The sequence below is a fragment of the Kitasatospora sp. NPDC048407 genome (assembly GCF_043200475.1).
Lineage (GTDB): Bacteria > Actinomycetota > Actinomycetes > Streptomycetales > Streptomycetaceae > Kitasatospora.
This window is the reverse complement of the sequence record NZ_JBICXW010000016.1, coordinates 29,658-46,722: the sequence shown is the minus strand read 5'-3', so window position 1 is coordinate 46,722 and position 17,065 is coordinate 29,658. Positions and strand designations below refer to the sequence as shown.

General features: G+C 72.7%; 20 protein-coding genes. 7 read left to right on the top strand and 13 right to left on the bottom strand.

Annotation, left to right across the window (positions count from 1 at the left end; genetic code table 11):
- Positions 1 to 558: 558 nt before the first annotated feature.
- From ACGFWJ_RS26015 to ACGFWJ_RS26000, 4 genes are all read right to left on the bottom strand, one after another.
- A complete protein-coding gene (locus tag ACGFWJ_RS26015) occupies positions 559 to 1,278 on the bottom strand; it encodes an alpha/beta hydrolase (RefSeq protein ID WP_392953836.1) in 720 nt (239 codons plus the stop codon).
- Complete coding sequence (locus tag ACGFWJ_RS26010; RefSeq protein WP_392953833.1) at positions 1,275 to 1,643, bottom strand: VOC family protein; 369 nt, start codon at positions 1,641 to 1,643, stop codon at positions 1,275 to 1,277. Before ACGFWJ_RS26010 ends, ACGFWJ_RS26015 begins: the two co-directional genes overlap by 4 nt.
- Positions 1,644 to 2,154: 511 nt before the next feature.
- Entirely contained in the window at positions 2,155 to 3,498 is a 1,344-nt protein-coding gene (locus ACGFWJ_RS26005; RefSeq protein ID WP_392953830.1) for an MFS transporter, read from the bottom strand.
- The gene (locus ACGFWJ_RS26000) at positions 3,495 to 4,076 is read right to left on the bottom strand and encodes a TetR/AcrR family transcriptional regulator (protein WP_392953827.1); all 582 of its coding nucleotides are present in this window, start codon (positions 4,074 to 4,076) and stop codon (positions 3,495 to 3,497) included. Before ACGFWJ_RS26000 ends, ACGFWJ_RS26005 begins: the two co-directional genes overlap by 4 nt.
- 54 nt (positions 4,077 to 4,130) lie before the next feature.
- Between ACGFWJ_RS26000 and ACGFWJ_RS25995 the strand changes: the two genes are divergently transcribed.
- Complete coding sequence (locus ACGFWJ_RS25995) at positions 4,131 to 4,706, top strand: Uma2 family endonuclease (protein WP_392953824.1); 576 nt, start codon at positions 4,131 to 4,133, stop codon at positions 4,704 to 4,706.
- Between the two features lie 90 nt (positions 4,707 to 4,796).
- On the opposite strand, the gene ACGFWJ_RS25990 is transcribed toward ACGFWJ_RS25995, so the two are convergent.
- The 3 genes from ACGFWJ_RS25990 to ychF form a co-directional block, all read right to left on the bottom strand.
- Positions 4,797 to 5,051 (bottom strand): Txe/YoeB family addiction module toxin, encoded by a 255-nt coding sequence (locus ACGFWJ_RS25990; RefSeq protein WP_392953821.1) that lies wholly within the window; start codon positions 5,049 to 5,051, stop codon positions 4,797 to 4,799.
- Positions 5,048 to 5,329 (bottom strand): type II toxin-antitoxin system Phd/YefM family antitoxin, encoded by a 282-nt coding sequence (locus tag ACGFWJ_RS25985; protein ID WP_387868271.1) that lies wholly within the window; start codon positions 5,327 to 5,329, stop codon positions 5,048 to 5,050. The genes ACGFWJ_RS25990 and ACGFWJ_RS25985 overlap by 4 nt, the downstream gene beginning before the upstream one ends.
- A gap of 154 nt (positions 5,330 to 5,483) precedes the next feature.
- Entirely contained in the window at positions 5,484 to 6,557 is a 1,074-nt protein-coding gene (gene ychF / locus ACGFWJ_RS25980) for a redox-regulated ATPase YchF (protein ID WP_387637775.1), read from the bottom strand.
- Between the two features lie 178 nt (positions 6,558 to 6,735).
- Between ychF and ACGFWJ_RS25975 the strand changes: the two genes are divergently transcribed.
- Positions 6,736 to 7,323, top strand: coding sequence for a DUF6542 domain-containing protein (locus ACGFWJ_RS25975; RefSeq protein WP_392953816.1), 588 nt, complete (start codon positions 6,736 to 6,738; stop codon positions 7,321 to 7,323).
- 15 nt (positions 7,324 to 7,338) lie between these two features.
- On the opposite strand, the gene ppgK is transcribed toward ACGFWJ_RS25975, so the two are convergent.
- Positions 7,339 to 8,097, bottom strand: a complete 759-nt coding sequence (ppgK, locus tag ACGFWJ_RS25970) for a polyphosphate--glucose phosphotransferase (RefSeq protein WP_392953813.1) — start codon at positions 8,095 to 8,097, stop codon at positions 7,339 to 7,341.
- A gap of 371 nt (positions 8,098 to 8,468) precedes the next feature.
- On the bottom strand, positions 8,469 to 9,443 hold the full coding sequence (locus tag ACGFWJ_RS25965) for a 4-hydroxy-3-methylbut-2-enyl diphosphate reductase (RefSeq protein ID WP_387637783.1): 975 nt from the start codon (positions 9,441 to 9,443) through the stop codon (positions 8,469 to 8,471).
- Between the two features lie 73 nt (positions 9,444 to 9,516).
- Here ACGFWJ_RS25965 and ACGFWJ_RS25960 point away from each other — a divergent pair, with 73 nt between their 5' ends.
- Both ACGFWJ_RS25960 and xseA read left to right on the top strand, forming a co-directional pair.
- Positions 9,517 to 10,914 (top strand): APC family permease, encoded by a 1,398-nt coding sequence (locus tag ACGFWJ_RS25960; protein WP_392953810.1) that lies wholly within the window; start codon positions 9,517 to 9,519, stop codon positions 10,912 to 10,914.
- A gap of 76 nt (positions 10,915 to 10,990) precedes the next feature.
- Complete coding sequence (gene xseA, locus ACGFWJ_RS25955; protein ID WP_387637787.1) at positions 10,991 to 12,205, top strand: exodeoxyribonuclease VII large subunit; 1,215 nt, start codon at positions 10,991 to 10,993, stop codon at positions 12,203 to 12,205.
- 4 nt (positions 12,206 to 12,209) lie between these two features.
- Here the strand turns inward: xseA and ACGFWJ_RS25950 are convergent, their stop codons facing one another.
- Positions 12,210 to 12,698, bottom strand: coding sequence for a GNAT family N-acetyltransferase (locus ACGFWJ_RS25950; protein WP_392953806.1), 489 nt, complete (start codon positions 12,696 to 12,698; stop codon positions 12,210 to 12,212).
- 61 nt (positions 12,699 to 12,759) lie between these two features.
- Between ACGFWJ_RS25950 and ACGFWJ_RS25945 the strand changes: the two genes are divergently transcribed.
- Positions 12,760 to 12,990: an exodeoxyribonuclease VII small subunit gene (locus ACGFWJ_RS25945; RefSeq protein WP_387637792.1), complete on the top strand. Its 231-nt coding sequence runs from the start codon at positions 12,760 to 12,762 to the stop codon at positions 12,988 to 12,990.
- Between the two features lie 128 nt (positions 12,991 to 13,118).
- Positions 13,119 to 13,712: a malonic semialdehyde reductase gene (locus ACGFWJ_RS25940; protein WP_392953803.1), complete on the top strand. Its 594-nt coding sequence runs from the start codon at positions 13,119 to 13,121 to the stop codon at positions 13,710 to 13,712.
- 70 nt (positions 13,713 to 13,782) lie between these two features.
- On the opposite strand, the gene ACGFWJ_RS25935 is transcribed toward ACGFWJ_RS25940, so the two are convergent.
- Positions 13,783 to 14,310 (bottom strand): DUF4245 domain-containing protein, encoded by a 528-nt coding sequence (locus ACGFWJ_RS25935; RefSeq protein ID WP_392953800.1) that lies wholly within the window; start codon positions 14,308 to 14,310, stop codon positions 13,783 to 13,785.
- A gap of 183 nt (positions 14,311 to 14,493) precedes the next feature.
- Between ACGFWJ_RS25935 and glpX the strand changes: the two genes are divergently transcribed.
- Complete coding sequence (gene glpX, locus ACGFWJ_RS25930) at positions 14,494 to 15,534, top strand: class II fructose-bisphosphatase (protein WP_387637798.1); 1,041 nt, start codon at positions 14,494 to 14,496, stop codon at positions 15,532 to 15,534.
- Between the two features lie 175 nt (positions 15,535 to 15,709).
- Here glpX and ACGFWJ_RS25925 read toward each other — a convergent pair whose 3' ends face one another.
- Both ACGFWJ_RS25925 and ACGFWJ_RS25920 read right to left on the bottom strand, forming a co-directional pair.
- Entirely contained in the window at positions 15,710 to 16,063 is a 354-nt protein-coding gene (locus ACGFWJ_RS25925) for a WhiB family transcriptional regulator (protein ID WP_387638868.1), read from the bottom strand.
- A 244-nt stretch (positions 16,064 to 16,307) separates the two neighbouring features.
- The gene (locus ACGFWJ_RS25920) at positions 16,308 to 17,048 is read right to left on the bottom strand and encodes a DUF1707 domain-containing protein (RefSeq protein ID WP_392953797.1); all 741 of its coding nucleotides are present in this window, start codon (positions 17,046 to 17,048) and stop codon (positions 16,308 to 16,310) included.
- Positions 17,049 to 17,065: the final 17 nt, after the last annotated feature.

The window sequence follows — 17,065 nt, the reverse complement described above, 5'->3', positions numbered from 1 at the left end:
GTACGGCCTCCCTGACGCCCAACCAGGCAGCGGCGCCCCCTTCTGCGACTGTTCAGACGTCGGCGGGGCGGGCCAGCCGTGCGGCTGGGCGCGACGGCCGTTCAGGCGTCGGCGAGAGACGCGGTGGCCACCTGGGCGCGGCGCTCCGGTGGGCGCCCCCGGTCGGCGGCGGGATCGGCCGTGCGGCTGCCCCGACGGCCGTTCAGGCACCTGGCACGACGCTTCGGACCGCCCAGGTCTGTGCCGACCCGACCGGCGGCGGACTGGCCGTGCGGCTGCCCTGATGGGTTCAGGCGTCTGCGGACCGGCCGTGCAATTGCCCCAACAGCCGTTCAGGCCCCGGCGAGAAGCGCGGCAGCTACCTGGGCGCGACGCTCCGGGTGGCCGCTCAGCCAGGTGCCGACCCAGCCAGCGGCGCACTGGCCGTGCGGATGCCCAACAGCCGATCAGGCCCCGGCGAGAAGCCCGGCAGCCACTTGGGCGCGACGCTCCAAACCGCCCAGGTTTGTGCCGACCCGACCGGCGGCGGGATGGCCGTGCAACTGCCCCAACAGCCGTTCAGGCGTCGCCGAGAAGCGCGGCAGCTACCTGGGCGCGGTGCTCCGGGTGGCCGCTCAGCCAGGTGCCGAGCATGTGATCGGCGCCCGGCAGGACGAGGCGGGTGTACGCGGCACGGGTGCGCAGGGCGGCGTCCAGAGCGTTCGTTACCTCGGCCGGGATCACCTCGTCCGTGTCGGGCAGCACCAGCACCGCCCGGCCGTCGAACGCCGCGAAGGTCTCGAACGCCGTGCTGCTGCGCCAACTGCCCGGGCTGCGCAAGGTGGCCGTGAACTCCGGTGCAGCGAACGGGAGTTCACGCACTTCGCGGGCGTACGCGGCCGGGGCCCCGAGGGCGATCGCCCGCACCCGGTCGCCGATGTCGGGCTCACCCAGCAGGTCGGCGACGGTCTGGCCGCTCATCGAGAACCCGACCAGCAGCAGTGGCCCGTCCGGCGCGTGGCGCTCCAGCACCGCACGGGCCTGACGCGCGCGGCGGGCCAGCGAGAGCTGCCCGAGCTCGCCGGTGCTCTCGCCGTGCCCCGCGAAGTCGAACACCACCGAGCGGCAGCCCGCAGCCGCCAACTCCCGGGCCAGCGGCAGGCATCGATGCCTGCCGCTGTTCCCCGCGCCGTGCATCAGCAGCGCCGTACCGGGGCGGGCCGGGACGGCGGGTTCGACCACGGTGCAGGCCAGGCGTTCGCCGTCCGCCGCCAGCGTGGGTGTACCGGCCGTCGTCATTCGGGGATCGCCAGGCAGAACGGGTGCCCGTCCGGGTCGAGCAGCGTCACCCAGTGGTCGCCGCCCGCCTGGTGCTCCGGCCTCGTCGCGCCCGCCGCCAGCAGTTCGGCCACCGCCGGCGCCAACTCGGGCACGGTGAAGTCGAGATGGGCACGGGCCCCGTCGGACGGCCAGGCAGGCGGCCGAAACCCACCGACCCGCTGGAACCCGATCCGCACCGGACCGTCCCCGATGAACACGTACGCCTCGCTGCGGTACGTCACCTCCCAGCCCGTCAACAGCTGGTAGAACGCCGCCAGCCGCTCCGGATCCGGGCAGTCCAACACCGTCGAACTCAGCGCCCCGACCGGCCGACGTCCTGTCATTCGCTCTTCCGTCACCGGCCCAGCGTGTCACGCGCCACCGACAGCCGTTCCTCGGCGCGACCCGTGTCGCCGGCAACCCCGCCGGACCGGCACCTCCCCGGCCCGGCGGGTGCTGCGGGGGCAAGCAGGCCGGGACAGCAACGCCCGGTACAGCGGGCAGGGCCGGAGGTAGACCAACGGCAGCCGACACCGCCGCCGCCCCTTCCACCACCGCCCCGACCCGCCGCCCGCCGGAACATCAACTCCCACCACGGCTAGCGCGGCGCAGTCGGCAAGCCGCAGGGGGACCTGGGCGGCCGACACCGCCGGACCCGACAACTGCCGCGCCGCCAACCGCACTCCCACCACCGCCCCGACACATCACCCGCCGGGACAACTACGCCCCGGGGCAGCGCCTCCCCATCACCGCGAGCATTGCGCGGCAACCAGGCCGAAAGCAGCCGACCTCGGCGAACCCGACGACCTGACACCTGCTGCCTTGCCGCGAGCTCTCCCGCCGCGCACGGACGCATCACCCACTCCTGACAGCAACTCCCATACCCGGCCGGTGCCGTGCGGCAGGCAGCGTCGCGGCCGGGAGCAGTCCGACGGCGGCCAGCAGCGCCAGGGCCGGCAGGGCGCCGTGCGGGCCGGCGCCGGAGACGGTGGCGATGCCCAGCGTGGGGCCGATGTTCATCGCGGTCTGCTTCAGTCCGCCGACCGCGCCCGCGTACCCCGGCGGGGCGTCGCCGACGACGCTGCCGGTAGCCGTCACCATCACCACGGCGAACCCCGCTCCCAGCAGCGCCGACGCCACCGCCGTCGCGACGGGCGCCGCCCCGCCGCCGCCCGGACCGGCGAGTGCGGCAATTCCCGTCACCAGCAGCAGCGTTCCGCCGAACGCGGTGCGGCGCGGACCGTACCGGCGCAGCGCCCGCGCGGCGGCCGGGGCGCCCAGCACCATCAGCGCGGTCAGTGGCAGCATTCGCAGCGCGGTGTCCAGCGGGCCGAGACGCAGCGCGTCCTGGAGCCGGAACGTGGTGCTGAACAGGGTGCCGAACAGCCCGGCGGAGGACGTCAGGAGCAACGCCAGCGAGCCGATCACCGGCCGCGACCGGGCCACCGGGCGTGGCACCACCGGCTCGGCGGTACGCCGCTCGTGGCCGACCAGCGCCACCAACAGACCTGCGGCAACGGCCAGTTCGACGACGATGCCGGCGTCGCGCCAACCCCGGTCGGGAATCCCGGCGAGGGCGTGCACCAGTACGGCGAGCGCGGCGGCGAGCAGCGCAGCGCCCGCCAGGTCGAGCCGCTGGCGGCCCCGTTCGACCTCGGGCGGTCGCAGCGCGAGCGTCATGGCCGCGATCACGATGGCGACCGGCACGTTGATCCAGAACACCGCCCGCCAGCCGAACTGCGCCACCAGCGCGCCGCCGAGCAGCGGGCCCGCACCGGCGGCGACCGCGATCGCGCCCGTCCGCACCGCGATCGCCCAGCCGAGCCGCTCCGGCGGGCAGCACAGCCGCAGCAGCGCGAGCGTTCCCGGCTGCAACAGTGCCCCGAATGCGCCCTGGGCGACCCGCAGTCCGATCACCCAGCCGACGGTGGGAGCGACCGCGATCCCGGCCGAGGCCGCGCCGAACCCCAGCACCCCCGCCAGCAGCGTCCCCCGGTGCCCGTACCGGTCGCCGAGCCGGCCGGCCACCACCAGCAGGGCCGCGACCGCGACCAGGTAGCCGGTACTGGTCCACTGCAACGTGGCCGCACCCGCCCCGAGTTCGCGTCGCATGCTCGGCTGGGCGATCAGCAGCACGGTGCCGTCAAGCGCCACCAGCATCGCGGCCGCGACGCTCACCGGCAGCGCGAACCGGCTCACCGCTCACCCAGGTGCGCCACCAGGACCGCCTCCAGCAGCGCGTCCTCCCGCCCCGCCCCCAGCATCAACTCGACGCTCCCCCACCCCTGCAACTGCGCCAGCCCGTGCAGGTTCGCCCACAACGCCGCCGCCACCACCGGCGCCCGCTCCCCGTCTCCCGTGCACTCCGCCACCAGCCCGACCATCCCCCCGAACAGCGGCCCCGTCGACTCCCGCAGCCTCGGCCCCTCCGGCTCCCGCCCGTCACTGCTCAGCAGGTCATGACGGAACATCAGCTCGAACATCCCGCGCCGCTCCGCCGCGAACGCCAAGTACTCCCGAGCCACCCCCTCCAACCGCCCCCTGGCCCCCTCCGCCCGCACCCCCGCGAACCGCCGCCCCAACTCCTCGAACCCCCGCCGCGCCACCGCCGACAACAACTCCCGATGCGTAGCGAAATACCGCCGCGGCGCCCCGTGCGACACCCCCGCCCGCCGCGCAATCTCCCGCAACCCCACCGCCCCCGACCCCTCCGCCAGCACCAACTCCACCCCGGCATCCACCAGGCGCTCACGCAGGGACGTCTGCTCCTCATCCATAGACACTGTCTACCGGCGGAGCGCAGACAGTGTCTACCCACTACCCTGAGGAGCATGACCTCACTGCCCGACTGGATGCGCCCGCCGCGCGCGGAGGGCTGGTTCGCGGAGGATCTCGACCGCCTCCCCGAGGCGCCTCGACACACCGAACTCATCGACGGAGCACTCGTCTTCATGATGTCGCCGCAGCGGTGGTGGCACGGCCACCTCGTCACTATGCTCACCGTCGCGCTCATGGGCCAGTGCCCGCAGGGATTCAAAGTGGGCAGGGAAATGACCATCAGGCTCGACTCCCGCAACCGACCCGAACCGGATCTGCTGGTGACCGACGCCCCGATCGACCGCGACCGCACGTGGCTCGCCCCCGAAGAGGTCGCGCTGGCCGTCGAAGTCGTCTCGCCCGAATCCGCCCACCGCGACCGCACCGTCAAGCTCCGCAAGTACGCGGAAGCCGGGATCCCGCACTACTGGCGCATCGAAGACGAGGACGGCCATCCCGCCGTCCACGTCTACGAACTCGACGACGCCACCCGGATTTACGCCCCGGCCGGCATTTTCCGGGGCACACTCCAACGTCCGGTCCCGTTCAAGATCGACCTCGACCTCGAACAACTCGTCGCCGATCTCTGATCGAACGCACCGAAGGGGCCGGCCCTGGCGGACCGACCCCTTCATGGTGCTGGGAACGTCAACCAGCGGGAGCATGCACCCAACCGGCAATCAGTAGTGGTAGCGGGCCGCCAGAATGACGATTTCCCGGTCCGTGACCAGGTAGACGAGACGGTGCTCGTCATCGATCCGTCGCGACCAGGCCCCGGGCAGGTGGTACTTCAGCGGCTCGGGCTTGCCGATCCCCGTGAACGGGTCGCGCACGGCATCTTCAATGAGCTTGTTGATCCGGGCGAGCATCTTGCGGTCGTTCTTGAGCCAGAACGTGTAGTCCTCCCAGCCGCCCTCTTCAAAGACGAGCCTCACGCGGCGCCCTTCTCGGCATCCGCCTCATCAGGGTCGATGAGCTCCCGCTCGGAGAGTCCCGCGCCGCCAAGGGCGTTCTCGTACGCCTTGAGCAGGCGGCGGGCGTTCACCGGCGAGCGCAGCAGGTAGGAACCCTCGCGAAGGGCGGCGTAGTCCTCGGCCGACACGAGTACGGCGTTGCCGTGCTTGGAGACAATTTCAATGGCCTCGTGGTCGTCGTTGACCTTCTTGATCAACGGGAAGAGAGCCTTGCGCGCCTCGCTGGCAGTGATCGACATCGACTGAACTCCCTCCAGGACTGGTACCACATAACGTACCACTCAGGCGGTTCAGCGGCCTGAAAAGTCGGCACCAGGTCAGCACGGAAAAAAGCGGACGGGGCCCGCCTCGAGAGAGACGAACCCCGTCCGACCTGCGCAGATAACGCCCGAACTAGACGTTGAAGCGGAACTCCACCACGTCGCCGTCCTGCATGACGTAGTCCTTGCCTTCGATGCGGGCCTTGCCCTTGGCGCGGGCTTCGGCGATGGAGCCGGTGGCGACGAGGTCTTCGAAGGAGGTGACCTCGGCCTTGATGAAGCCCTTTTGGAAGTCGGTGTGGATGACGCCGGCGGCCTCGGGGGCGGTGGCGCCCTGCTTGATGGTCCAGGCGCGGGCTTCCTTGGGGCCTGCCGTGAGGTAGGTCTGGAGGCCGAGGGTGGCGAAGCCGACGCGGGCGAGGGTGGCGAGGCCGGGCTCGTCCTGGCCCATGGACTGGAGGAGCTCGAGGGCCTCGTCGTCCTCGAGTTCGATGAGCTCGGACTCGATCTTGGCGTTGAGGAAGATGGCCTCGGCGGGGGCGACCAGGGCGCGCTGGGTGTTCTTGAAGTCCTCGTCGGAGAGGGCGTCCTCGTCGACGTTGAAGACGTAGAGGAACGGCTTCGCGGTCATCAGGTGGAGGTCGCGGACGAGGGTGGTGTCGAAGCCGGCCTCGAAGAGGGTCTTGCCGGTTTCCAGGACGGCCTGGGCGGCCTCGGCGGCGGCGAGGACGGGGGCGGTGTCCTTCTTGAGCCGGGCTTCCTTCTGGAGCCGGGGCAGTGCCTTCTCGATGGTCTGCAGGTCGGCGAGGATCAGCTCGGTGTGGATGGTGTCGATGTCGTCCTTGGGGGACACCTTGCCATCGACGTGGACCACGTCGGGGTCGGTGAATGCACGGACGACCTGGCAGATCGCGTTGGCCTCGCGGATGTTGGCGAGGAACTTGTTGCCCAGGCCCTCGCCCTCGCTGGCGCCGCGGACGATGCCGGCGATGTCCACGAAGTCGACGGTGGCGGGCAGGATGCGCTGCGAGCCGAAGATCTCGGCGAGCTTGTCCAGCCGCGGGTCCGGGACGCCGACGACGCCCACGTTGGGCTCGATGGTGGCGAACGGGTAGTTGGCCGCCAGCACGTCGTTCTTGGTCAGGGCGTTGAACAGGGTCGACTTGCCGACGTTCGGCAGGCCGACGATTCCGATCGTGAGCGACATGGAGAGTGGTGTCCCGTGGCTTGGAGGGCGTCGAGGTGGCCCGTGCGGGCCGATCCCCCAGTCTACGGGGCGTGCGCGGACCCGAAGCAGCGTGGTGGGGCGTGCACCGGCCGGACACGGACCAATTGCCGGGAAGCCATTACACAGGGTGTCGATGATCGGACCGTACGTTGGTCAGGTGGAGCAGAGCATCCGTACCCAGCCGCCAGGGCCGAGAAGACGAGCGCCGGGGCGCGGCGCCGACGAGGCCGCCGTTCCGGGGCAGAGCCGGCCCCCAGAGTCCCGGTTGCGGACGGCCGCCGGCGGCCGGACCGGGCCGCCCGCCGTGCAGTGGCTGCAGCGGCTGCCGCACCGGCTGCTGACTGCCCGCCGGAGGCGGGCCGGCGGGCGGCCCGCCCGGCTGACGGCGGTGGGCACCGGGGTGGTCGCGGCGGCCGGGACGCTGGTGGCCGCGGGGGTGGACCGGCTGGTGTTCGGGGGGCTCGGGGTGCTGTTCGGGCTCGGCTATCTGGTGGTGTGCTTCCAGCTGGCCGTGCGGGTGCGGTACCCGGACCTCCCGGCGGCCCCGATCTGCGGGCCGATCGCGTTCGCGGCGGCGCTGGTGCTGCTGCAGCCGGGTGCCACCAACGGCGTCACCGGGCAGGTGGTGGCGCTGGCCGGCGGACTGGCGCTGCGTGCGGGCTGGCTGTTCACCGGCACCGGCCTGGCCGCCGCGATCGTCACCGCGCGTTACATCGCCCAGCGCCGCCGCCACCGGGCCCGGTAGGCCGGCGGCGGCCGGTCAGCGCCCGGCGGTCAGCGGCTGCCGGCCGGCGGCCATCGCCGCGCCGACGATGCCCGCGTCGTTGCGGAGCTCGGCGGGGACGATCTCGGCGCGGCGGTCCTTGAGTAGGGGCAGGAACTTCTCGTGCTTGCGGCTGACGCCACCGCCGACGATCACCAGCTGCGGGGAGAAGAGCATCTCGACCAGGTCGAGGTACTCGTCGACCCGCCCGGCCCACTGGGGCCAGCTGAGGTCGTGGCGTTCCTTGGCGGCGGAGGAGGCGCGCCGTTCGGCGTCCTTGCCGCGCATTTCGAGGTGGCCGAGTTCGGTGTTGGGGACGAGCACGCCGTCGGAGAACAGCGCGCTGCCGATGCCGGTGCCGAAGGTGAGCAGCAGGACCACGCCTGAGCGGCCGCGGCCGGCGCCGTGGGTGACTTCGGCGAGGCCGGCCGCGTCGGCGTCGTTGACCACGGTGGCGGGCATGCCGAGCGCCTCGGTGAACCGGGTGGCGGCGTCCAGGCCGATCCAGCTCTTGTCGACGTTGGCGGCGGTGCGGGTCTGCCCGTCGACGACCACGCCGGGGAAGGTCAGGCCGACCGGCCCGTGGTGGCCGAAGTGCCGGACGACCTCGCAGACCGCGTCGATCACCGCGTCCGGGCCGGACGGGTGCGGGGTGAGCACCTTGAGCCGCTCCTGCGCGAGCACGCCCCTGTCCAGGTCGACCGGTGCGCCCTTGATGCCCGAGCCGCCGATGTCCACGCCGAAGACCGTCGTCACTGCCGTCGCCTTCCGTACCGCCGGGGGCCTCCGCTGCCCGCCTGCTCTCGCACCAACGTACGGGGGCGCGGGGGCGGGCGCAGCCGTTCCCGGACGGTCGGCGCCCGCACGAGCGACGCCCGGCCCCCGCCCCCCCCCCCCCCCCCGGGGCGGGGGCGGGGGGGGGGGGGGGGGGGGGGGGGGGGGGGGGGGGGGGGTGGCGCCGGGGGGGGGGGCGCGGGGGCCGGGGGCCCCCCCCCGCGGGGGGGGGGGGGGGGGGGGGGGGGCCCCCCCCCCCGCGCGGGGGCCCCCCCCCCCCCCCCCCCCCCGCCCCCCCCCCCCCCCCCCCCCGCAGGTGAGGGAACCGGGCGCCGGACGGGGCTGACGGGGGCTCAGAGCTTGCCGGCGGCCTCGGCGCGCAGGTCGCGGCGGAGCTCCTTGGGGAGCGAGAAGATCAGGTGCTCCTCGGCGGTCTTGACGATCTGCACGTCCTCGAAGCCGTGGGCGGCGAGCAGCTGCAGCACGCCGTCGACCAGGATCTCCGGCACGGACGCGCCACTGGTCAGGCCGACCGTCTGCACGCCCTCCAGCCAGGCGAGGTCGATCTCGTCGGCGAAGTCGACCAGGTGGGCGGCCTTGGCGCCGTACTCCAGGCCGACCTCGACCAGGCGGACCGAGTTGGAGGAGTTCTTCGAGCCGACCACGATCAGCAGGTCCGCCTCGGGGGCGAGCTGCTTGACGGCGACCTGGCGGTTCTGGGTGGCGTAGCAGATGTCGTCGCTGGGCGGCGAGACCAGCAGCGGAAAGCGCTCCTTGAGGGCGCCGACGGTCTCCATGGTCTCGTCCACGGAGAGGGTGGTCTGGGAGAGCCAGACCAGCTTGGACTCGTCGCGGACCTTCACGTTGGCGACGTCCTCGGCACCGTCCACCAGGTGGATCCGGTCCGGGGCCTCGCCCATCGTGCCGACGACCTCCTCGTGGCCCTCGTGGCCGATCAGCAGGATGTCGTAGTCCTCGTCGGCGAACCGGCGGGCCTCCTTGTGCACCTTGGTGACCAGCGGGCAGGTCGCGTCGATGGTGGCGAGCTTGCCGGCCTCGGCCTCGTCGTGCACCGACGGGGCGACACCGTGCGCGGAGAACACCACGATCGCGCCCTCGGGCACCTCCTCCGTCTCGTCGACGAAGATCGCGCCCTGCTTCTCCAGGGTCTGCACGACGTACTTGTTGTGGACGATCTGCTTACGGACGTAGATGGGCGCCCCGTACTGCTCCAGGGCCTTCTCCACGGCAATCACGGCGCGGTCGACACCCGCGCAGTAGCCACGGGGGGCGGCGAGCAGGACACGGCGCTGAGCACTGGCGGACATGGCTCCATCGTACGGGCGAGTCCCGCCCGCACGGACGCGAGTCGCCACTGTCGGGGCGGGTGCGGCCGGTGGAATGGCGAGGGTGAGCACACAGGCGGCTTCGACGGAACTGCGGCGCACTCTCGGGGTGCGCGATCTGATGGTGTACGGGCTGCTGTTCATCGCCCCGATGGCGCCGGTCGGCGTGTTCGGCGTGCTGGACGCGAAGAGCCACGGGGCGGTGGCCGCCGTCTACTTGGTGGCCACCGTGGCGATGGGGTTCACCGCCCTGTCCTACGCCGAGATGGTGCGGGCGGTGCCCCGGGCCGGGTCGGTGTTCGCGTACGCGCGGGCCGGACTGGGCGAGGGGCCGGGGTTCATCGCCGGGTGGATGGCGATGCTCGATTACTTGCTGATTCCCGCGGTCGCGTACCTGTTCTCCGGCATCGCGCTGAACTCGCTGGTGCCGGGCGTCTCCCGGTGGGTGTGGACCACGCTGGCGGTGCTGATCACCACCGCGCTCAACCTGATCGGGGTGCGGACGGCGGCCGTGGTCGGCTTCGCGGTGCTGGCCATGGAGATCGTGGTGCTGGCGGTGTTCGTGGTCGCGGCCTCGGTGGAACTCGCGCTGCACGGGGCGGCCCGGGACTGGGGGTCCCCGTTCGGGGGAACCGGCGGGTTCTCGTTGACGGCGGTGCTGTCGGCGGTGTCCGTCGCCGTGCTCTCCTACCTCGGCTTCGACGCGATCGCCTCGTTCGTGGAAGAAGCGGTCGGCGCGTCGGCGGCGGTCGCCAGGGCCGTGCTGTGGTGCCTGGCGCTGGCCGGCCTGCTGTTCGTCGTCCAGACCTACCTGGCGGCGGTGCTGGAACCCATGACACCGAGCCAGCTGGCCGCCGACCCGGCCGCGCAGGGGTCGGCGTTCTACGACACCGTCGAAGCCGCCGTCGGGCACTGGCTACACGTGCTGATCGCCGCGTCCAAGGCGATCGGCGCCGCGTTCGCCGCGCTGGCCGGGCAGGCCGCCGCCGGGCGGCTGGTGTTCGCGATGGGACGGGAGGGGCGGCTGCCCCGGCGGCTCGGCGTGGTCGAGGAACGCACGTCCACCCCGCGGCGGGCGCTGCTGACGGCCGCCGTCATCACGCTGGTGGCCGCTGTCTGGGCCGCCCGCCGCGACGACGGACTCGACCGGCTCACCTCGGTGGTCAACGTCGGCGCGCTCACCGCGTTCATCCTGCTGCACGCCTCGGTGGTGGGCTGGTACATGGTGCGCGGCCACTCCCGCGACTGGCTGCGCCACGCCGTCGTTCCGCTGCTGGGCATCGCGGTGATCGTCGCGGTGCTGGTGGAGGCTTCGCACACGGCGCTGATCGTGGGCGGGATCTGGCTGGCGGTGGGCTTGTTGGTGTTGCTGGCGGGGATGCGAGGTCAGGGGCGGGGGGAACGGCGCGAAGCGGGAGGCACCCGACCGCAGGATCGCGACGCGGGGCATTGACCTGCACGTGATCGCGACCTTGCGGACGTGCGCTCCTTGCCCGCGCCCTGTCGCCCTGTTCGCATAGCCTCTGGGAATGGCTAATGCGAGCAGTCCCGAAGCGCCCCTGCCCGTGGCTAAGGTCTCGGCGCTGATCGGCGGGTGGGTCGATCGGCTGGGCGAGGTGTGGGTGGAGGGGCAGATCGCGCAGCTCTCGCGGCGGCCGGGGGCGGGGATGGTGTTCCTGACGCTGCGCGACCCCGATCGGGACGTCTCGTTGACCGTGACGTGCTTCCGGTCGGTGTTCGAGCAGGTCGCGGATGCCGTGCAGGAGGGGTCGCGGGTGATCGTGCTGGCGAAGCCGGAGTGGTACACGGCGCGCGGCACGCTGTCGTTGCGGGCGTCCGAGATCCGGCTCGTCGGGTTGGGTGAACTGCTGGCCCGGCTGGAGCAGTTGAAGCGCAAGCTGTTCGCCGAGGGTTTGTTCGAGGAGTCCCGGAAGAAGCCGTTGCCGTTCCTGCCGGGCTGTGTGGGCCTGGTGACCGGTCGGGGTTCGGCGGCCGAGCGGGACGTGCTGGAGAACGCCCGGCGGCGGTGGCCGGCGGTGCGGTTCGAGGTGCGGAACGTGCTGGTGCAGGGGCCGCAGGCGGTGTCGCAGGTGAGTGCCGCGGTGCGCGAGCTGGACGCGCATCCGGACGTCGAGGTGATCGTGGTGGCGCGCGGCGGCGGCAGCGTGGAGGACCTGCTGCCGTTCTCCGACGAGGAGTTGGTGCGGACGGTGGCGGCGGCCCGGACGCCGGTGGTGAGCGCGATCGGGCACGAGCCGGACCAGCCGCTGCTGGACTTCGTCGCGGACCTGCGGGCGTCCACGCCGACCGACGCGGCGAAGCGGGTGGTGCCGGACGTGGGCGAGGAGCTGGCCCGGGTGCGGCAGTTGCGGGACCGGGCGCGGCGGTACGTGGTGCACCGGGTGGACCGGGAGGCGGCGGGCCTGGCGTCGGTGCGCAGCCGTCCGGCGCTGGCGGCACCGACCGAGGCGGTGGCGGCGCGCGGCGCGGAGGTGACGGCGCTGGTGGAGCGGGCCCGCCGGGTGCTGGGGCACCGGCTGGACCACGCGCAGACCGACCTCGGCCACGCGCTGGCCCGGGTGGTGGCGCTGTCGCCGCTGGCCACCCTGGAGCGCGGGTACGCGGTGCTGCAGCGCGAGGACGGCGCGGTGGTGACGGACCCGGCGCAGGTCGCCGGCGGCGAGGCGCTGCACGCCCGGGTGGCGGGCGGCGCGTTCGAGGTGCGGGTGCCCGAGCAGGGCTGACGGCTCAGTCGGGGAGGTCGGTGAGCAGCCGCTGGCGGGAGAGCGCGGTGGAGTGCTCGTGGAAGCCGAGGCTGCGGTAGAGCGCCTCGCCGCCCTCGCTGGCGTGCAGGTCGATCCGGGTGGCGCGGCGTTCGTCGAACCAGGCGAGCAGCGCCTCGGTGCAGGCCCGGGCGTGGCCCCGGCCGCGGTGGTCGGGGTCGGTGCAGATGTTGAAGACGAAGCCGAACAGGCCGTCGGGGTGGCCGGGGGCGGGCAGTCGCTGTTCCAGGGTGCCGACGGCGCAGCTGGCGAGCCGGCCGGGGTTGTCCGGGTCGTCGATCACGTACGCCTGCAGGCGCCGGTCGGGCTCGGCGAGCCGGCGGGCCACCAGGTCCTGGGCGGTGTGCTGCCAGTGGCCGGGGCGCGATTCGCCCTGCATGGACTCGAACATCAGCGTGCGCAGGCGGACGAGTTCGGCGGCGTCCTCGGGGCGGGCCGGGCGTGGGGTGCTCATGTCCGGCAGCGTAGGCGGGGGCGCAAGTGCTTTGTCCGGGCGAGCCCCTAGGGTGGGCGGCATGGCTGATCAGCAGGGTGCGGATGTCGAGCAGGTGCTCGGGTACGAGCAGGCGCGGGACGAGCTGCTGGAGGTGGTCCGGCGGCTGGAGACCGGGGGGACGACGCTCGAGGAGTCGCTGGCGCTGTGGGAGCGCGGCGAGCAGCTGGCGAAGGTGTGCCAGCGCTGGCTGGACGGTGCCCGGGCCCGGTTGGACGCGGCGCTGGCGGCCGAGGAGTCCGCCGGCGAGTAGCCGCGGCGAGGTGTGGCGCGCATCACAGTGGATCTTGGGAATGGTTTAACTTTCACCGAAGTTGAATCGGTCTGTACGGCACCGGCCGTGCCCCGAACCGCCCCACAGCTTTGAGGTAGGACAACGCCATGACCCTGGCCCTCGACGCCGCCGCCCAGGACCTGCTCTTCCGCGAGGCCCGCACCGCCAACACCTTCTCGGACGAGCCCGTCAGCGACGAGCAGATCCAGGCGATCTACGAGCTGGTGAAGTTCGGCCCGACCGCGTTCAACCAGCAGCCGCTGCGCATCGTCCTGGTCCGCTCCGAGGAGGGCCGCGCCCGCCTGGTGCAGCACATGGCCGAGGGCAACCAGGCCAAGACCGCCGGCGCGCCGCTGGTCGCCATCCTGGCCGCCGACAACGAGTTCCACGAGGAGCTCCCCTCGCAGCTGCCGCACTTCCCGCAGGCCAAGGACATGTTCTTCAGCGAGCGCCCGGTCCGCGAGGCCTCCGCCGCGCTGAACGGCGCCCTGCAGGCCGCCTACTTCATCATCGGCGTGCGCGCCGCCGGCCTGGCCGCGGGCCCGATGACCGGCTACGACGCCGAGGGCATCAACAAGGAGTTCTTCGGCGAGGGCGACCACTCGGTGCTGGCCGTCGTCAACATCGGCAAGCCGGGCGAGGACGCCTGGTTCCCGCGCAGCCCGCGCCTGGCCTACGACGAGGTCGTCACCACCGTCTGAGTCCGCTCGGCACCGTGACAGCGAAGGCCCCCGCCGTTCCCCGGCGGGGGCCTTCCGCGTGCTCGCGCGACTACTTCAGCGTCTCGGCGAGCTGCGCGAGCTCCTCGTACGACGCGGTGCCGGTGAGCACCGTGGTGCCCTTGTCGCCGGCCGGGCGGGTCAGCGCCCGGTAGCGGTCGCCCTGCACCCGCTGCCACTCCTGGCCGGCCACCGTGGAGGTGCCGTCCGGCTTGCCGCCGGGCACGTTCTTGGCGACCACTTCGTCGGGCTTGCCGTCGCTCTGCTCGACCGCCGCGTACTGGCCGGAGGCGGTGCTGAGGCCCAGGTGCCAGACGGCGTGGCCCTTGTCACTCGGGCTGTAGCTCACCGAGGTGGCCTGCCAGCCCTCCGGCAGCGGCTGCGGGCCGAGCAGCGGGTACGGCGCGGCGCGCTTCGCCGAGGACAGTTCCGCCTGGAACGGCACCCGGTGCACGCCGCCCTTGCCGTCCGCGCTGGGGATGCTGAAGTACGCGACCGCCACCACGACGCCGACCGCCGCCATCGACAGGACCATGTCCCGTACCGACTGACGGCCCTTCTTGCTGCTGTTGCCTGCCACCCGCCCATGGTAGGCGGCGCTTACGGAAGACCGGCGCTCGGGCCGCCCCGTAACGGTGCGCGCGGAGTGCGCCGCAGACTCCCGTTCCACCTGCCGATACGATCGCAACAACCCTCGCAGCAGCGCCGGTGACCCTCCGTGACCCGATGCTGACTTGTCGTCGCGTACAGAGAGGTAACGACGATGACCACGCAGTACCCGCACCACCTTCCCAGCGCCCTGGAGGTCGCGCCGGAAGCCCCCGACCGCAACCTGGCCCTCGAACTGGTCCGGGTCACCGAGGCCGCCGCGATGGCCGCCGGCCGCTGGGTCGGCCGGGGCGACAAGAACGGCGCCGACGGCGCGGCCGTGAAGGCGATGCGCACCCTGGTGTCCACCGTCTCGATGAACGGTGTCGTCGTCATCGGCGAGGGCGAGAAGGACGAAGCCCCGATGCTGTACAACGGCGAGCGGGTCGGCGACGGCACCGGCGCCGAATGCGACGTGGCGGTCGACCCGGTGGACGGCACCACGCTGACCGCCAAGGGCATGAACAACGCCGTCGCGGTCCTCGCGGTCGCCGACCGCGGCACCATGTTCGACCCCAGCGCGGTCTTCTACATGGACAAGCTGGTCTGCGGCCCCGAGGCCGCCGACTTCGTGGACATCACCGCCCCCGCGGCCGTCAACATCCGCCGGGTCGCCAAGGCCAAGGGCTCCGCCGTCGAGGACGTCACCGTCGTCGTCCTCGACCGGCCCCGCCACGACGGCCTGGTCAGGGAGATCCGCGAGGCCGGCGCCCGGATCAAGTTCATCTCCGACGGCGACGTGGCCGGCGCGATCATGGCGGCCCGCGAGGGCACCGGCGTCGACCTGCTGATGGGCATCGGCGGCACCCCCGAGGGCATCATCGCGGCCTGCGCGATGAAGTGCATGGGCGGCACCATCCAGGGCCGACTGTGGCCCAAGGACGAGGCCGAGAAGCGCAAGGCGCTGGACGCCGGCCACGACCTGGACCGGGTGCTGCACACCGACGACCTGGTCAGCGGCGAGAACGTGTTCTTCGTCGCCACCGGCATCACCGACGGCGAGCTGCTGCGCGGCGTCCACTACCGCTCGGAGACCGCCACCACCTCGTCGCTGGTGATGCGCTCCAAGAGCGGAACGATCCGGCAGATCGACTCAACCCACAAGCTGTCGAAGCTGCGGGCCTACAGCGCGATCGACTTCGGCCGGGCCAACTGAGGCCGGACCGGCGCGTACGCGAACGAGACGCCCGCGAACGGGCGTTGACCGGTCGCCGTTGACGGATCGGCGTTGACGGATCGGCGTTGACCGGTCGCCGTTGACCGGTCGGCGATGACGAACAGGCGTTCAGGGGCCGCCGGGGAGAACCTCCCCGGCGGCCCCGCGTCCGTTCTCAGCCGGCTATCCGGCCCGTCAGGCGCCTGGCGTCCAGCAGTTCGGCCTCCCGGCGGCGCCGGCGGGCGAGCACCACGCGGCGCTCGGCGGCCGTCAGCCCGCCCCAGACGCCGTACGGCTCGGGCTGGGCCAGCGCGTGCTCGCGGCATTCGAGCAGCACCGGGCAGCGCGCACAGACCCGCTTGGCCTGCTCCTCGCGGGAGAGCCGGGTGGCCGTCGGCTCCTTGGAGGGAGCGAAGAACAACCCGGCCTCGTCGCTGCGGCAGGCGGCCGAAGTGTGCCAGGGGCTGTCGTCCTGATCCGGCGGGGCCGCGGGGCGGCGGGCGGCGGCGGTGGACTCGATCGGATGCAGCACGGTGACTCCTGACCAGGCTCAAGGCTCGGGGATCGGTCGCCTCCTGCCCGACTGCCCCGTGCTCCCTCGCCGTGGCACCGTCGCCGACCCGCGGGGTCACAGCCGTACAGGAACGATGTGCGATTGGAACTACCCCGCCGCCCCCGGATTCATGCACACCGCACGCAATCGACTACCCAGTGCACTCGGAACAACGACGAGTGCCGCCAGGTGAGTTGACGCCCCGCGAGGTTTCCGCAGGTCAGCCCTCCAGCTGCCGGCGCACCCACTCCTTGAGCTTCTTGCCGCGCTTCGGCCTGGCCTCGCAGCCACCGAACACCGCCGCGCCCTTGATCCGCACCACCGGCGCGTACGGGTCCGGCGAGGTCTGCTCGCGGACGTCGAAACCGCCGAAGATGCCGGCGCCGCTGCCCTGCAGGGTGACGTTCTCCGGGACCCGGATCTCGACGCCGCCGAACACCGCGATCACCTCGATGACCACCTCGGGCGACTCGAACACCGCGTCGGTCAGGTCGATCTCGACGCCGCCGAACACGGCCACGGCCTTCAGGTGCGAGCTCACCCGCCAGCGGCCCTTGCGGGCGGCGCCGCCGAACACCGCGAGCATCGTGGGCGATTCGGCCCGGGCCGGCGGCAGCGGCGGCTGCTGCTGCTGCGGGGCGGGGGCCGGGGCGTCCAGCGGCGGCTTGGTCAGGTTGTGCCGGATCGGCCCCGGGTGGCTGGGCAGATCGCGGGTGAGCGGCTCCAGTTCGCCGAAGGTGCGGGCGTTGTAGGCGGCCTCGATCCGTTCGGCGTGCTCGTCGACGGTGAGCCGGCCCTCCGCGTAGGCGTCCCGCAGCAGGTCGGCGACCCGCTCGCGGTCGGCGTCGGCGGCCCGGAGCTCGCCGGCCAGGTCGGTACCGGGAGCCGGCGCGGGCTCGTTCTTCTTCATCGGGGCGGGCGGCTGGCCCTGCGGCTGCTGCTGCTCGGGAGAGTTGTCCACGTCACAAGCCTAGCGAG